The sequence below is a fragment of the Legionella steigerwaltii genome, from assembly GCF_001468065.1.
GTDB classification, from domain to species: domain Bacteria; phylum Pseudomonadota; class Gammaproteobacteria; order Legionellales; family Legionellaceae; genus Legionella; species Legionella steigerwaltii.
Genome location: NZ_LNYZ01000003.1, coordinates 37792 through 54078, shown reverse-complemented (window position 1 = coordinate 54078; position 16287 = coordinate 37792). Strand labels below are relative to the sequence as shown.

Genomic DNA, 16287 nt, shown 5'->3' with positions numbered 1-16287 from the left:
TCAATAAGAGCATGTCGTTGCTCTCTTACCTAACTATGATTATCTATGCCAGGTAGAAAAAGATCGCGAGGTACCACAATGACCGTTAATACAACCTTTATTAACACTCTTATGGTGACAATTGCCCCCACGGCAGACAGTATAACCGCGATGATATCCCCAAGCGGCAAAAGAATTAGAGATAAAGCCACTTAAAACGCAGATCATTATAATCTTTTTCATGTTTTTTGATAACATATACTGCTCCTTGTAATTATTTAATCAGTTATGTTCATTAAAAATACAGTTATGCATGGTTAGTATAGTTTAGTTTGATGGATTTTGTTGATCTGAGAGAGAATTTTACGACCCGTTCCTTTTGCAAACGATTTTAAAAAAATTTAGGCATGAATCACATGAATCAGAAAGAGCAACAACATAACGATTAGACTGTGACCTATTTGCCAAGCAATTCCACAAAATTTTTTCGTCTACGTACCGTGCATATAGTGCTACAAATCGTTATAAAAAAATATACCATTTACTTCATATTGAGCTAAAGTACATTTTAGGGATCTAATCGGTGTAAAGGATTGCATATGAATCATATTCTTATTGTTTACGCACAACAAATTGAAGAGTACAAAAAGCACTTTATCAGCATGCTTGAAGAGTTTTTAACGCAGCGAAACTACGAACTCACTGTCTGTACTTCATTAAAAGATGCCTATGATGTAAGCAGCTTAAATCCACGAATTGTCACTATTCTTTATGATTGGGATGATTTTGGTTTCGATGACTTACATCATTTTTCAAGTCATAATAAATTGTTACCTATTTTTGCAATGACAAATAAGCATGCCTCTATTGACATTAATCTGAGTGACTTTGATCTCACCCTGGATTTTTTGCAATATGATGCTAACTTAGCGCACGATGATTTTAAACGAATAGTACTTGCTATAGAAAAATACCAACAAGAAATTTTACCTCCGTTTACCAAAGCGCTAATGAAGTATGTGCATGAATTGAATTATGCATTTTGCACCCCAGGCCATTTAGGCGGAACAGCATTTCAAAAAAATCCCACCAGTGCTGCATTTTATGACTTTTTTGGTAAGAATATTTTTCGCGCAGATCTTTCAATTTCAATTGAAGAGCTTGGAAGCCTACTAGACCATTCAGGACCTCAACGAGAGGCAGAGCAGTTTATAGCCAATATCTTTAAAAGTGATCGTTCGTTGATTGTAACCAACGGTACCTCCACATCAAATAAAATAGTGGGAATGTATTCGGCAACTTCCGGTGATACAGTCGTGATTGATCGAAACTGCCATAAATCACTCGCCCATTTTTTGATGATGGTTGATGTGATTCCTATTTATCTGAAACCAACACGGAATACTTATGGAATTCTCGGTGGGATCCCTAAATCGGAATACTCAGAAGAAGCAATCCACGATAAAATTCTTGAGCATCCAGAGGCTACTGCTTGGCCTACTTATGCAGTCATTACGAACTCCACATACGATGGCATACTGTATAAAGTTGAAACTCTTCAAAATGAGCTTAAGGTAAAGCATTTGCATTTTGATAGTGCTTGGGTCCCCTATACCAATTTTCATCCCATTTACGCTGAAAAGTTTGGACTCAGCTTAACACCACAAAAGGATCAAGTGATCTTTGAAACGCAATCAACTCACAAATTATTGGCCGCTTTCAGTCAATCCTCCATGATCCACGTTAAAGGCTCTTTTAATGAAGACATTCTTAATGCCAATTACATGATGCATATGAGTACCTCCCCTTTTTACCCTCTTGTCGCCAGTTGCGAAGTCTCTGCAGCAATGATGGCCGGTAATCATGGATATGATTTAATCAATGAAGCGATTGAATTAGCGTTAGATTTCCGCATGGAAGTAAAACGCTTAAAAAAACAAAGTTCTGATTGGTATTTTGATGTGTGGCAACCCACACTAGAAAGAAAATCGTCTTGTTTCCCCTTAAAACCCAATGAAAAATGGCATGGTTTTCATCATGTTGACGAGGACCATTTGTTTTTGGATCCAGTGAAAGTAACCGTGCTTTTACCAGGAATCAAAAATGATACATTAGATGATTGGGGTATTCCCGCGGTAATTGTGGAAAAATTTCTTGCTTCACATGGAATCATTGTTGAAAAAACAGGGCCCTATTCCATGTTGTTTTTATTTAGTTTAGGAATTACTCGTGCAAAATCAATGGCCTTATTGGCTGCTTTAAATAAATTTAAACAGTTTTATGATGAAAATGTACCGGTTAAAACCATACTCCCGCAACTGTATCAAGAACATCCTGAGTTTTACGAAAAAATGTCCATTCAAACCCTGGCCAAAAGCATCCATGGTTTAATGCAAAAACATAATTTACCTCAAGTGATGTATCATGCGTTTGATACACTACCTAAAGTCGTTATGACACCTCATCAGGCATACCAAAAACTCATCAGACAAGAAACACAATTTATCCCTCTATCACAATTAAAAGATAAAATTTCTGCTGCAATGATCCTGCCCTACCCTCCAGGTATTCCCTTAATTATGCCAGGGGAACAAATTACGGATGAATGCAAATCAATTCTTGATTTCTTACTCATGCTGGATGATATAGGAGAAGAATTACCTGGTTTTGCAACTGAAATTCATGGTGTTGTCGTTGGAGAAGATGGTAAAAGTTATGTGCAGATAATCAAAAAAGCTTAAGAGGTCATTAACAACGTGAACGTGTGCGCCCGAAAAACTCGTAGCATTTTAGTGATGCATAGACAAGAAGACTACCTACGACAGCGCTTTTTGCTTTTTTGGGCACGTTCATGGGCACGCATACGTTCACGAAAATGGATTACCTGCATGGATAGTAAGGCGCTCATTTTGAGCGTTTATGATATAATTTATATTGTTCATTGCAAAATGAACAATAATTGATTACTGATGATCTATTCATTATGCAATATAAAATTACAGAACAATTTGCACGAGGCGAAGAAAAAGTAATTGCTGAGTTCAACGAATTTAGTGATACAAAATTATTTATTACAAAAAAAATAGCGAACTCAGACCAAGAAAAACAAAAAATTATTTACAGACTTTATGATGATTCTGATTTATTGCATGAATTAAATAAAGAAAATATCTCTGTAGCCTATGCAAAATATGCGGAGGGTAATGGAGATCTTAATCTCATTCAGCTTCCATTCCTCTTAATGAGCAAACAAGAGAACCTACAGGCAAAACGTGAAATTGCTCGCTTTGCTGAGCAAAATGATGCCAATTTATTTATGATGACTAAGTGCGAAACGGATACAACCACCCAAGATAACGATCTTTTTTTTCTATTTAAAAATCAAAGCCTTATTGATACTTTGAACCGAGTTATCAATTCACATCGGCAAAAAGAAGCAGTTCGCTTTACAGGAAATGAAAAAGGCGCAACATTTCATCCAACACCATTACCAAACCGTCCAACACCCCCTGGTGGACCCAGTGACTGTTGGATTGAAAATGATGAAGATAAATGAGAAAATCAATGAATTGAATTTAAATCAATCATTTTCAAACCCTTTGCGCAGGCATTGCGCAAATGGAATCATCATTAACGTCACAAACTTCACGAATAAAATTCTTTAGAATTTCTTTAATTTCAGAATAAATGTTTTCTTTAACTTGAGGGTCGATATTCTTAATATACAGCTCTGGGTGATGCAAAAGAGAATTTAAAGCAATAATTTCCGCTGAGGAGGAAGAGAAATCGAAGGGTCCCCCATCAAGAATAAGATTAATCGCAGGAACTACATCAGTAAGATTATTTTGTTTTTTTAGACGATTAAGTATCGCTTGGACGTGGACCTTAAACGTATTGATTTCTATAAAAGATTTATATTTTTTAGGTTCATGCATAATACATATTTCGCTGATTATAATTCTTGCAACAAATAACAAAAAGTTGCAATATTGTATAACAATATATAATTTTATTCTATTTTCATGCAAAGCAAACTTGCTTTTTTCGCTTCATCTGACCATTTTTCACTAGATGACTTTGATTCTGCCTTTCGAAAACTGGTATTGTCTGCCTATGCAAAACGCTTGAACAGTGTAGCTGATGCTCGACTCTATTTAGCACTATGCGGAATAGACTTGGAATCCACAGTCAAAATTCTTTTATCCATGGAAAAAACTGGAATGCTTAATACCTCTATAGCCGAAGCTATTTTCGCGCCAGTGGGATGTGGTGATATAGCAAATACATTTTGTAAAATGATGACTGGCGATATAATGATAACTGGAAAAAAAGAAGTTCAATCGCTGACCCCGCTCATTGAGGCGCTCGAAAAAGATTTACCCAAAATTATTCGCATTGATATTCCTGGACATTCCTATGTCATGTTGGCTTGTGAAAAAAAAACAGAAGGGATTTGGGGATACATTTATCAATCAAATGTAGCTTATGAGATGGAAGATAATTCTTTTTCTCTTGCGGCTTGGCTCATGGATGAAAAGTCATGTAAAACAAATCTTTCTGAACATTTGCAAAAAGTAGCTCGTCTGATTGATCCTGTCGTTTCTAATTCAGAGAAAGAAAGTATCTATCTTGAGCTATATTCTGCTAAACCCATAGTCGATGTAAAAGTCCCCGCGAACATAAAAGGAATTGTCTCTTACATTAATGAGAATATGAGTTTTCAGTATACAATCAAATCAATACGCGCTATAGACATGCTCCATGTTGCAAAACGAATACAGAACATAATAAGTCAGCATCCTGAAGAACAACAACAATCCTTAGAGAGCTATATTTCCAGAATGAGAGTAGAAATAGAGTCTGATGAAGAGTTTCATCCTGTAACAGAACCCTCTTAAGACTCATAAACGCTACGCTTGGCACTAACCTACATTATATTTATGGATAGGAGATAAAACGCTTAAGTTAATAACATTGTGTGAACGATTAACTTTCATTAATGACTAATTATGTTACAATATGGGCAACAATAGATTGGAATTAGCACGTGTCTTCCTCAGTATCTCCAAAGAATTATCAATGGATAGCCAGTCTCTATTTTTTTCAAAGCATACCCTATGTGGTCGTCGCTTTGATCGCAACCATCATGTTCCAGCAGTATGGGATGGCTAATACACATGCTGCGTTTTTAACCAGTTTATTTATGATCCCTTGGACAATTAAGCCTCTATTCACACCTTTTTTAGAAGATCGTGCTACGAAAAAAAAATTAACCCTTTATGCTCAAATCACTTTAAGCCTACTTTTTATGATCATAGCATTTTGTGTCGATACCCCCTATTTTCTCATAATGAGTTCATTGGGTTTTGCAAGTCTTGCCTTTATTTCCTCGCTTCATGATATTGTTTCCGATGGTATTTATTTACTTAATTTAAATAATGAAGAACAAAAAAGATACGTCGCGTTACGCAGTTTCTTTTATCAAATGGGAAGACTGATCATTAAAGGAGGTTTATTGGCCTTTATTGGTAGTCTCGCTTTGTATTATGAATTTAATTTATGGCGCATATTTTTTCTCAGTTTGTTTGTTATTAGCTTTTTACTTACCTGTTATCATAAAGCTAAAATCCCAGAAAACAACTCTCTAAATATTGAATCAATTAATCCGAACTATCAGCAAGTTTTAAAAGCACTATTTTCCAGTAACAAAATTTTCCCCATATTACTCTTCATTTTTTTATATAATTTTTCCGAAGCACAGATGCAAAAAATTATCCCTTTATTTATGTTGGATAAAGAAGGATTAGCGCTCAATTTATATCAAGTTGGACAGCTGTATGGGATTTTCGGTAGTGTGTTTTTGATGTTAGGTATTTTTTCCTCAGGTTGGCTTCTTACACGTTATCAACAAAAGCACTGCGTCAAAAATGTCACTGTATTCTTGCTTCTTGGCCATTCACTTTATCTTTTATTCCCTCTTTTTAATACAAACTATCCCCTACTTTATCTTGTTATTTTACTGAATCAGTTCACTGTAGGTTTAGCCAATGGAACTTATATGGGGTATCTCTTGGGAATAGCCAACAAAAGTGATTATCCCATGTCAATGTACACTGTTTGTACTTCCATCATGGCCTTAAGTTACGTATTTTTTGGTGCATTTAGTGGCTGGATCGAGCAGCAACTCGGTTATTCGGCTTTTTTTCTTTATATTTTTGCAGCAAATATAATACTTGTTATTACAACTTTTAGAGTGATGAATCAGTATGATTGACTTACTCGTAACCTTAGAGGATGAATTAGTGCAAGCATGCTCGCTTACTGATTGTGATCGAGCCTTAAGTTATTATTTAAATAAAAAAGGGATTACAACATTTTCATTTACTTATTATGCCTATCATCCAAATTCAGCCAATCAATTAAAATATGATATGTGTTCTGACAATTTCAAATCATGGCATCAACACTACCTTGCAGAACAATATCACAATATCGATAGTACGCTGAATTTTGTTTATAACAATCATTTGCCCATTTATTGGAATTTAAAACAGCAACTGGCACAAGCGGCCAGTGAATCAGAGCGCAAAATGCGCGAAGATTCTATTGCCTTTGGTGCAGAAGCGGGCTTGTCCATTCCTATTCATGGGCCACATAATAATTTTGCAATTTTGTTATTGGTACAAATGCAAAATCAGCAATGTAATTTACAGGATAACCGTGCACAATATGAATTCTTTGTTGGAGCACATCTCTACTATCACTACATTCAAACTCATCTTTTAGATCAGGTCAGTGAAAAAGAAGCATTTCATTTAACCCAGCGTGAAATTCAGTGTTTACTGCTGATTGCGGAACAACATTCTGTCAAAGAGATATCCCAACGGCTTGAAATCAGTGAGCGAACTGTTAATTTTCATATCCAGAAAATCAATAAAAAATTAGGTACAAAAAATAAATATCAGTCTTTGGCTAAAGCATTAGAATATCAATTATTAATCTTATGATTCCCCCCTGTCACAATTGACAGTGGTTCCTGACCAATGAACAGAATTAAAATTTAACTTCTTGTTCATTGGAGATCCATAATGACTTTTTTGAAGAAAATTATTCGATTAACCATGTTTACTACTTCTCTGATTCCTGTAGTAGCAAATGCAACGTTAACTTTATACACAACTAATTGGTCCATGTATGGTCAAGCCCCTTACGAATATGATGGCGCGTATAAAATTGGTCGACCTTATGGGCAATTGGCTTATGTTTATAATCCGGAAATGGTTGCTCAATTTAATAAAGCGGATGTCGTAGCCTGGAGTTTTTTACAAGTCTGGAATAGCAAAGATCCTAATCTAGCTCAATATCAAATCCCCTCCAGCTGGGATGGTTTAATGCATTTTGCAGATCTTTGGGGCGAGCTGCCTTTAGAAGGTTCCTGGATCTCACCTTTACCGCCGGAAACGAAAGATTTCCTTGATTTTTGTACAGCAAATCAAGGTGCATGTTCTTCCGTGCAAATGAATGGCAACACGGGTCAAAAAGAATTATTTAATTACACAGACCAAAAAGGCGTGGGACAACTCAACAGTTTTGGTGCTTTCATTAATTCCAATAAATATACCGCAAAGCGCATCATTGCAGTTGGTGGTGCAAATACGACAGATAATAAAGGAATCAGCACCGCTACGTTTGCCGCCATCTTCGCCAATCAAGATAAATTTTTAAATCAATTTAAATCCTGGATGAATCATTTTAAAAATTTAAAGGGAATTGATTATGATTTTGAACCACCTATTGATCTGCAAACAGGCGGCCAACTACCTCCTGATGCGAGCACTCTTGCTGACTACAAACATCTTTTTGATTTAGTCAAAGCCAGTCGACAAACTTTAGGCAAAGAGGCATATATCTCTGTAACCATCACAGTCAATAAGGACTATTTGGAACTAATCAATCAATCTGTTGATGGAGGTTGGTTTAAACAAATTGCAAACTATGTCGACAGTGTTAATTTAATGACCTATGACTTACATGGACCTTGGTCACAAAGTGGTGATCCCTATACAGCAGTTCATGCCTATTTAAAACAACCGGATACCAATCATAAAGATGAGTTTGCTATTAACTACGCAACCGATTCCATTACAGAACAAGTTCTTGCATACGGGATGCCCAAAGAAAAATTACAAGTGGGTTTAGCGGCCTATGGTCGGGGATTTTCTGGGGTAGAATCTGGTGAAAACCTTGATCTTCCAGGCTTTGAACAACGTTGGACCGGTGCAAGCCATTTTGCCTCTGAATATTCGATACAAGATGGTTTAGTGCCTTATAAATCCGTTGATAAATTGATAAATCAACTCAATTATAAGAACTATCGAGTCAATGCCTTTGATGAGAATAATACCCCTTTTATTACTGGTTCTTATCTCTACAGTCCAACAGCCAAACAATTTGTTGGCTATCAATCTCCAGAGGTAGTTAAAGAGGTATGCAAATTTATCAAGAACAAACAACTCAAAGGCGCCATTATGTGGAGTGCTGATACCGACTTACCTGTTTCTAATCCCAATAGTTTGGTTGCAGCGTATAAGAGCTTATGCAACTAATCTTTATAACCTGAGTGCCTTGTAGCCTGGGTGCAGCGCAGCGGAACCTGGGTTTTAAATCACCAATTCCCGGGCTCCGCTGCGCTGCACCCAGGCTACAACTAACACCGTACAAATCTTGAATCTCCATAACTCCTTGACTATTATTTAAAAAAAACTCAACTCAAAACAATGAACCTATTCTCTTTACCCATAGTATCGAAATGGAAAATGATTGTGCTTTTCCTGTCATTGATTGCTATTTTCTTATATCTCCTTATGAAAATAATGGATTTTCAATTCGCGGAAATTCCTTTATTAATCATCATAATCATTGGAGGTATTCCCTTATTTTTGCAAATTGTAAGCAAATTGTTTCAAGGGAATTTAGGTGCAGACTCTTTGGCCGCTATCGCATTAGTCACCGGTACCTTCCTCCATGAATACTTGGCTGTTGCCCTCATTATTCTCATGTTAGCAGGTGGACAAACATTGGAACAATATGCCATGCGTAAAGCGTCCTCTGTTTTAATGGCGCTTGCCGCCCGTATGCCAACTAAAGCACATCGAAAAACAAAAGATCAAATTGAAGACATCACATTAGATGATATTCATATTGATGATGACATTGTGATCTATCCCTATGAAATTTGTCCCGTCGATGGCAACGTTGTGGAGGGGCATGGCATGATGGATGAATCCTATCTGACTGGTGAACCTTATATGATATCCAAAGCGCCTGGAACTCCTGTAATTTCTGGTGCAATCAATGGTGAATCTCCGTTAACTATCCAGGCAGTCAGACTCCCTTCCGATTCACGTTATGCAGCGATTGTTGAGGTACTTAAAGAAGCAGAACAAAAAAAACCTTCTTTACGACGATTAGGAGACCAGATTGGGGCCATTTTTGCTCCATTAGCCTTAATCTTTGCTTGCGCTGCCTGGTATCTCAGTGGGGATTCGATGCGCTTTCTCGCAGTAATCGTCATCGCAACACCTTGTCCTTTACTTATTGCTATTCCCATTACCTTGATTAGTGCGATTTCTATGGCAGCAAAACAAAGTATTATTATTCGTGACCCAACAGTTCTTGAACGATTACCAACCTGTAGAACTGCAATTTTCGATAAAACAGGAACGTTAACCTATGGTAAACCCGCATTATCAGAAATCCATGTTGCCAAAAACACTCCCCTAAATTCAGATAACATTTTGCAATACACAGCTAGTTTAGAACGTTATTCAAAGCATCCTCTCGCTCCTGCAATTCTGAAGGCTGCTGAAGAGCGTCATTTAAAATTGCTTGATGCTTCTCAAGTTTCTGAAAAACCAGGGCGAGGACTAATAGGTATTATTGAACGTCATCAGATTCATGTTACCAGCCGCAATAAATTTCTGCTTCATAAGCCAGAATCTGCCAGCGAACTTCCACCTGAATCACAAGGCTTAGAATGTATTATTCTCTATGACGAACAATTTGTAGGTTCCTTAGTTTTTCATGATGCACCACGTAAAGAGGGGAAATCCTTTATTGGCCATTTATCCCCTTCCCACCAATTTAAAAAAATAATGCTTGTGTCTGGTGATCGCGAATCAGAAGTAAGATATTTAGCCTCCCAGTTAAATTTGAAAGAAATTCATGCGTCACAAAGCCCAGAACAAAAACTTGCCATTGTGCGGGAAGAAAGAAAAAAAGCGCCTACAGTATTTATGGGAGATGGGATTAACGATGCTCCAGCACTCACTGCAGCAACAGTTGGAATTGCCTTTGGTCAATTCAGCAATATCACTTCGGAAGCTGCCGGAGTCGTAATCATGGAAAACACTTTGAAAAAAGTAGATGAATTAATTCATCTGAGTTTGGATACTCGCAAGATTGCATTACAAAGTGCTGTAGGAGGAATGCTACTCAGTGTCATTGGGATGAGCTTTGCAGCAGTTGGTTATATCACTCCAGTAACTGGCGCCATTCTTCAGGAAGTAATTGATGCAATTGCCATTGTTAATGCGCTAAGGCTCGCATGGGGCGGCAAAATTAAAATTGATTTACCCCCTGTTGCTGTCAGCTGAATTGTATTAATAGTCGAGAAACAAATTTTAACCCCAACTGTGCATTTATTTGAAGGCGTTTAACTATAATGTATATAGGAGTATAAAAAATTGGAGGTATAGATAATGAACTCACGCAGCCAGAAAGACCCTTATGAAGCCAGAATTAAAATTGAGAACCAAATTATCTCTATAACAACTGGACAAAATATCGATGCTTTAAAGGTACATTTAAGTGAACAATGTGATCTAGAACATTCTGGGGCAGAAGGAGAAATCATTGAACTTGCCACAGGTATAATCATATATAGATGCCATAAACAAACTATAATCGATCAGTAAACCCTCCTAAAAACCTCTCGTAGGCACATATCATCGAAGTATCACTATTTCTCTTTCAACTTAATATGCAAATCATTTATAATTAGAAAATCAACATAAAAATTAAGGTTTGGGCATGCAAAATTCATACGGATTTGGCAAAAAAGTTAACTATTCATTTGAGCAAGCACTTAAGCACGTGACTAATGAACTACAAAAAGAAGGCTTCGGGATTCTTACCGAGATCGATGTATCCGCAACCATGAAGCGCAAACTGAATAAAGACATCCCGCCTTATCGTATACTTGGAGCATGTAATCCTCAGCTAGCTCATAGTGCCCTGGAAGCCGATTCGTCTATTGGTTTGTTACTTCCCTGCAATGTTGTTGTCCGACAGAATGATGACCAGCAAGTACATGTTGAATTTATGGATCCTGAAGCAATACTTCAATTGGTTAATAAACCAGAAATTAAACATTTAGCCCAGGAGGTAAAAGCGCGCCTCCAACGAGTTCTCCAGGAAATTTAGGGAAAGATTTGAAACTCTGTCAACCCAATTGCATGTCTTTATATTAGGGTATAGTGTGATAACTCGAGGAACTGTTCAAAAAAAATTACTGCTCTTGGGACTAAGCCAGTTCCTGGCGTCTTCTTTAGTAAGTGCTGAAATGGTGAAACCCATCAGTTATATTGAAGCAGTACGTCTTTCACTCAGCAGCAATCCTCGCATTGGTGCAAGCCAAGCTCAAATTGAATCAGCCAGAGCAGCAATTATTGAAACACGGGGAACCGGATTACCCAAGCTGGGCATAGAAATGAATGCTGCTCGCAGTGATAATCCCTTAAACGTTTTTAGTTATAAATTAAGTCAGGGTAATGTTTCATTTGCTGATTTTGGTCTGGGACAATTCACAGGCCCCGATTCAATTAATTTAAGACCGCAAGCACTGAATTCGCCAGGGTATTACAGCAATTACAACGCAGGATTTAAATTAACCGTACCCCTTTACGCGGGGGGTGAAACCATAGCACGATTGAGGAATACCAATGCCCTGCTTCGTGCTGCGCAACACGGGAATCAAGCAGCACGTATGCAACTGGCTTATGATATTCTCCAGGCTTATGAGGGCGTTCTTGCGACCAATAAACTTGTAGTTCTTGCGAAAGAAGAAGTCAATGCGGCTACCGTGTATCTCAAAACAACTAAAGCCCTTTTTAAGCAGTCTCTTGTTATAGAAAGTGACTTGTTACTTGCGGATACTTATTTGAGGACAGTAAAAACATCTTTAAGAGCAGCGCAAGCAGAATGGCAAAACCATCTTGATGAGTTCCGCAGTTTAGTTGGCCATCAAAAACATTTGTATGTTCCAAGTAATTCCGTTCAGTTTCCCACAACAAAAAGAACAATTGCCACTCTGACTCAAAAGGCACTCATCCATAATGCGCAATTGCGTGCGATCAAATCAACCATAGAGGCAGGCCGTGCCCATGTTGATGCGGTAAATTCAGCAAATAAACCGCAGGTAAACCTGCAATTACGGCAGGATTGGAATGGGAATGCTGTAGGTGCTGGACTTCCATCAAATCTCATTGCCCTGGGCGTCAATTGGGAATTATTCAGCTCTGGGGAACACTCAGGAGCCGTCCAAAAAGCAGTTGCGGAGGTGAAACAAGCTACTTTTCAATTAGAAGATACAGCAAATGCACTGCGTCTTGCACTCATCCAGGCACGACGTGCTGAAGAACTTGCAGAAATTCAATATCAAGCAAATCATGCGAATGCAATACAAGCAAAAGAAGTTGTGGGGCATCTTAGCAAAAGATATGGACGTGGATTGGTGCCACTCGGGCAATTATTGGAAAGCCAAATGAAACTGGCCGAAGCAAAAAATCGCTGCATCCAATCGCAATATAATCAAATTCTTGCGCGAGGACGGTTGTTAATGCTAACGAATGAGTTAATTCCATCTGAGAAATAAGATAGTGTAATTATTGAAAAATAAGTGTTGTTTTTACAACTCTTTCAACACAAAAAATGCATCGGAGCAAATGGATTTTGAATAAAAATACCCCACATAAACCTCTATTGAACAGTGCAGGCCAAATGGCTAGGGCCTTTATTCATTCAAAACTCACGCTGCTCATTATTCTGAGTTCCCTGCTGTTTGGTGCGCTTGCATTAGAATTCACACCGAGAACTTATAATCCTGAAATTGTAGTTCCTGTTGTCGCAATTTCCGTGAATCGTCCAGGAAGTGATGCTCAGGAAATGTTGCATCAAATCATAAGACCATTGGAAGGACTCATGGCATCTATTCCTGGAGTGGATCATACCTATGGCATGGCAATTAATGACAATTCATTAGTCACAGTACGATTTAAAGTAAACGAAAACGAAGAAAACAGCCTGGTTAAAGTATACAATCAAATCAACAGCAATATGGATAAAATGCCTTCGGGCACATTAATGCCTTTGATACAATCAATCAGTCTGTATGATGTCCCTCTGTTGACGATTACACTTAGCTCCTCTCAATACAGTTCAATCCAACTGCAGAACATGGCAACCAAAGTACTCGAACAATTACGCGGTGTGCCTCAAGTAGGAAAAAGCTGGGTTATGGGCGCCTCACCTTCCGCGCTGCGTGTATGGTTAGACCCTGATAAAATGGCTTCGCATTTCATTCCATTGCAAAAAATCAAACAAGCGCTCGAGGTGAACAATATCAGCCTGAATGCTGGGAAGTTGGAGCCCGACCTGCGTGAAATTCCTTTACGTGTCGAGGGAAATCTCATCTCACCTGAGGACCTGAATAAAATCATCATTGGCGTAGATAATGGTAAGCCTGTTTTATTAAAAGATGTTGCTCACGTTGAGTTAGCACCAACGGATGAAAACATCCGCTCCTATTTTGCCTTCGGCCCAAGCGCCTCAAATCAGTCCGCCGGAGTGCTCAAACCTGCAGTAACGCTTGCACTGGCACGCCAAAAAGGCAGCAATGGGGTGGTTGTCGCCAATGCAATACTTGAGCGGTTAAAACTCGTTCAAGAAAGCAACATGATACCCAGCGATGTAACAACCACTGTAACACGCAATTATGGTGACGATGCGAATGATGCCGTCAATACCTTGATTGAACATTTAGGGATTGCGATTGCCTCCGTAGTACTTCTTTTAATGCTGTTTTTAGGTTGGCGTGAGGCATCTATAGTGATTTTTTCCATACCACTGATTCTCTGTATTGTACTTGGGATAGGATGGATATCAGGACAAACGATTAACCGGATCACCTTATTCGCATTAATTCTGTCGTTGGGTTTATTGGTAGATGACAGTATCGTTGTGATTGAAAATATCCATCGTCATATGATGCAAAAAGCGCAACATAACCTCACTCGGTTGATCGTATATGCAGCAAATGAAATAGGAAAACCAACCATCATCGCTACTTTTACTGTCATTCTTGCGTTGATTCCCATGGCTTTTGTATCAGGCATGATGGGTCCTTTTATGGCTCCTATCCCTTTTAATGCTCCTCTAGCCATGCTTACTTCACTTATTATTGCCTATACCGTTGTTCCTTATTTGGCTTATCAATGGCTAAAAACGAAACACCGGTCTTATTTGCACTCAGAGAATCAGCTCGTCATTTCTCAAGAAAAAAACCACTTAAGCTTTATACATAAAATTTATATTTATCTTTTTACTGCGCTTTTAAGATCTCGATGGTTACGATATTCATTTTACGTTTTTATTGTTGTTCTTTTATTTCTGGTGATGTTGCAACCTTTATGGCAATTCATCCGACCATCAGGTACTAATGGCCCGTTGAGTCCCTTAGGTGTTGAGCTTAAAATGCTTCCTGATGATAATGTGAATACCTTTTTACTTGAGGTGAACTCTGGAGCCGGTTCCTCGTTAGAGCAAACCCTAAAGATTACAGATGATATTTCCAACGTTCTTGCCAAAAATCATTTTATAACCAATTATCAGCTCTTTTTGGGTCAAGCTGCCCCCGAAGATTTTGCAGCTATGGTTCGAGGGGATGCAATGAACAGTGGCACCCATTACGCGCAAATTCGCGTCAATTTAGTCAATAAACGCGAACGATCTATTGGATCTCATGAAATCGCGCAACACGTTTACGATTCATTATCGGATGTTCGTCATACTTATCCTTTAGCCCATATCAAACTTTTTGAAAGTCCTCCAGGACCTCCGGTTCGCTCACAAATGGAAGCAGGATTGTATGGACCAAATTACGATCATTTAAGAGAGCTAGGACAATACATCAGCAGTACAATTTATCCCAAGATCTATGGGATGATAAATATTGATAATTCAGTCACTGAAGATTTAACTGAATACAGCATTTTGATTAATCGAAACGCAACTGTTTTCTCAGGCCTGCTTCCTAATACACTGGCTAATGAGATACGTAGTTATTTTAAAGGGGTTAATGTAGGTAATGGCCACAGACCAGGCCTTCTTGAACCCGAAAATATCATACTTCGCTTACCCAGAATCACGCGAAATAATATTACATCTCTAAAAAAATTGTATTTATTAAATCAGCAAAATCAACTTGTCCCCTTATCAAGGGTAGTTGATTTTAAAAATGTAATCCAAGAAAAACCCATTTTCACCCGCGATCAACATCAAGTTGTTTATGTCACAGGTGAGATGCTGCACTCCAGCCCAGCCTATGCGGTAGCAACCGTAACTCATATGCTGCACAATGAAAAACTGCCTCACGACATCCATTTAACCGTTGGAAATCTTGGCTTTGCAGAAGAGCAACCGCAGAATATTACTAAAAATCAGTTACTTTGGCTTGGTGAAATGCGTTTAACTTTAGACGTATTTCGTGACTTGGGCTCGGCTTTTATAGTAGCAATTGTACTTATTTATATATTACTGACAGGGTTTTATCGATCCTTTTTCATACCGCTGATTATTATGGGCGCTATTCCACTCACAATTATTGGCGTATTTCCCGGCCACTGGATTATGCATCAACCGTTTACAGCGACTTCCATGATTGGTGTGATTGCTCTGGCAGGAATTGTTGTACGAAACTCTTTATTACTCATCGATTTTATTTTGGAGAACCAGCGAGCCGGATCTTCAATCGAATCTGCTGTCACAGAATCCGGTGTGGTTCGGCTCTTGCCTATTCTTTTAACAGCTTTTGCAATTATTTTAGGCTCCGCAGTGATGTTATCTGATCCTGTTTTTGGCGGGCTTGCCATTTCATTAATATTTGGAGCCTTTGCTTCAACTATACTTACATTATTCCTCATTCCTTTAATTTATTTGGGTTGGTGGAAATGGCGTAATTCTTAGCATGCT

Annotated in this window: 12 protein-coding genes; 11 read left to right on the top strand and 1 reads right to left on the bottom strand. The window is 38.2% G+C overall.

The genetic code is table 11. From position 1 onward, the window contains the following. Nucleotides 1–578 precede the first annotated feature (578 nt). Nucleotides 579–2720, top strand: coding sequence for a lysine decarboxylase LdcC (ldcC, locus tag Lstg_RS02810; protein ID WP_058476150.1), 2142 nt, complete (start codon nucleotides 579–581; stop codon nucleotides 2718–2720). A gap of 242 nt (nucleotides 2721–2962) precedes the next feature. Continuing rightward, nucleotides 2963–3535 (top strand): hypothetical protein, encoded by a 573-nt coding sequence (locus Lstg_RS02805; protein WP_058476193.1) that lies wholly within the window; start codon nucleotides 2963–2965, stop codon nucleotides 3533–3535. 34 nt (nucleotides 3536–3569) lie between these two features. On the opposite strand, the gene Lstg_RS02800 is transcribed toward Lstg_RS02805, so the two are convergent. Further along, nucleotides 3570–3914 carry a hypothetical protein gene (locus Lstg_RS02800; RefSeq protein ID WP_058476192.1) on the bottom strand — a complete coding sequence of 115 codons (345 nt, stop codon included), beginning with the start codon at nucleotides 3912–3914 and terminating at the stop codon, nucleotides 3570–3572. An 87-nt stretch (nucleotides 3915–4001) separates the two neighbouring features. Here Lstg_RS02800 and Lstg_RS02795 point away from each other — a divergent pair, with 87 nt between their 5' ends. The 9 genes from Lstg_RS02795 (at nucleotide 4002) to Lstg_RS02755 (ending at nucleotide 16281) form a co-directional block, all read left to right on the top strand. After that, complete coding sequence (locus Lstg_RS02795; RefSeq protein ID WP_058476149.1) at nucleotides 4002–4877, top strand: hypothetical protein; 876 nt, start codon at nucleotides 4002–4004, stop codon at nucleotides 4875–4877. 149 nt (nucleotides 4878–5026) lie between these two features. Next, nucleotides 5027–6253, top strand: coding sequence for an MFS transporter (locus Lstg_RS02790; protein WP_058476148.1), 1227 nt, complete (start codon nucleotides 5027–5029; stop codon nucleotides 6251–6253). Further along, nucleotides 6246–6986, top strand: a complete 741-nt coding sequence (locus tag Lstg_RS02785) for a helix-turn-helix transcriptional regulator (RefSeq protein ID WP_058476147.1) — start codon at nucleotides 6246–6248, stop codon at nucleotides 6984–6986. The genes Lstg_RS02790 and Lstg_RS02785 overlap by 8 nt, the downstream gene beginning before the upstream one ends. Before the next feature lie 81 nt (nucleotides 6987–7067). Next, nucleotides 7068–8585 carry a glycosyl hydrolase family 18 protein gene (locus Lstg_RS02780; protein ID WP_058476146.1) on the top strand — a complete coding sequence of 506 codons (1518 nt, stop codon included), beginning with the start codon at nucleotides 7068–7070 and terminating at the stop codon, nucleotides 8583–8585. Between the two features lie 171 nt (nucleotides 8586–8756). Continuing rightward, nucleotides 8757–10634, top strand: coding sequence for a heavy metal translocating P-type ATPase (locus Lstg_RS02775; protein ID WP_058476145.1), 1878 nt, complete (start codon nucleotides 8757–8759; stop codon nucleotides 10632–10634). Between the two features lie 105 nt (nucleotides 10635–10739). Beyond that, nucleotides 10740–10955, top strand: coding sequence for a hypothetical protein (locus Lstg_RS02770; protein WP_058476144.1), 216 nt, complete (start codon nucleotides 10740–10742; stop codon nucleotides 10953–10955). A gap of 115 nt (nucleotides 10956–11070) precedes the next feature. Next, nucleotides 11071–11463: a DUF302 domain-containing protein gene (locus tag Lstg_RS02765; RefSeq protein ID WP_058476143.1), complete on the top strand. Its 393-nt coding sequence runs from the start codon at nucleotides 11071–11073 to the stop codon at nucleotides 11461–11463. Between the two features lie 55 nt (nucleotides 11464–11518). After that, entirely contained in the window at nucleotides 11519–12913 is a 1395-nt protein-coding gene (locus Lstg_RS02760) for a TolC family protein (RefSeq protein WP_058476142.1), read from the top strand. A gap of 125 nt (nucleotides 12914–13038) precedes the next feature. Then, complete coding sequence (locus Lstg_RS02755) at nucleotides 13039–16281, top strand: efflux RND transporter permease subunit (protein ID WP_238585358.1); 3243 nt, start codon at nucleotides 13039–13041, stop codon at nucleotides 16279–16281. Nucleotides 16282–16287: the final 6 nt, after the last annotated feature.

Excerpts from the sequence above, each read along its gene's own strand:
- Lstg_RS02805 (WP_058476193.1), top strand. The coding sequence starts at position 2,963 with ATGCAATATAAAATTACAGAACAATTTGCACGAGGCGAAGAAAAAGTA.
- Lstg_RS02755 (WP_238585358.1), top strand. The coding sequence starts at position 13,039 with ATGGCTAGGGCCTTTATTCATTCAAAACTCACGCTGCTCATTATTCTG.
- Lstg_RS02785 (WP_058476147.1), top strand. The coding sequence starts at position 6,246 with ATGATTGACTTACTCGTAACCTTAGAGGATGAATTAGTGCAAGCATGC.
- Lstg_RS02780 (WP_058476146.1), top strand. The coding sequence starts at position 7,068 with ATGACTTTTTTGAAGAAAATTATTCGATTAACCATGTTTACTACTTCT.
- Lstg_RS02765 (WP_058476143.1), top strand. The coding sequence starts at position 11,071 with ATGCAAAATTCATACGGATTTGGCAAAAAAGTTAACTATTCATTTGAG.
- Lstg_RS02795 (WP_058476149.1), top strand. The coding sequence starts at position 4,002 with ATGCAAAGCAAACTTGCTTTTTTCGCTTCATCTGACCATTTTTCACTA.
- Lstg_RS02775 (WP_058476145.1), top strand. The coding sequence starts at position 8,757 with ATGAACCTATTCTCTTTACCCATAGTATCGAAATGGAAAATGATTGTG.
- Lstg_RS02770 (WP_058476144.1), top strand. The coding sequence starts at position 10,740 with ATGAACTCACGCAGCCAGAAAGACCCTTATGAAGCCAGAATTAAAATT.
- ldcC (WP_058476150.1), top strand. The coding sequence starts at position 579 with ATGAATCATATTCTTATTGTTTACGCACAACAAATTGAAGAGTACAAA.
- Lstg_RS02800 (WP_058476192.1), bottom strand. The coding sequence starts at position 3,914 with ATGCATGAACCTAAAAAATATAAATCTTTTATAGAAATCAATACGTTT.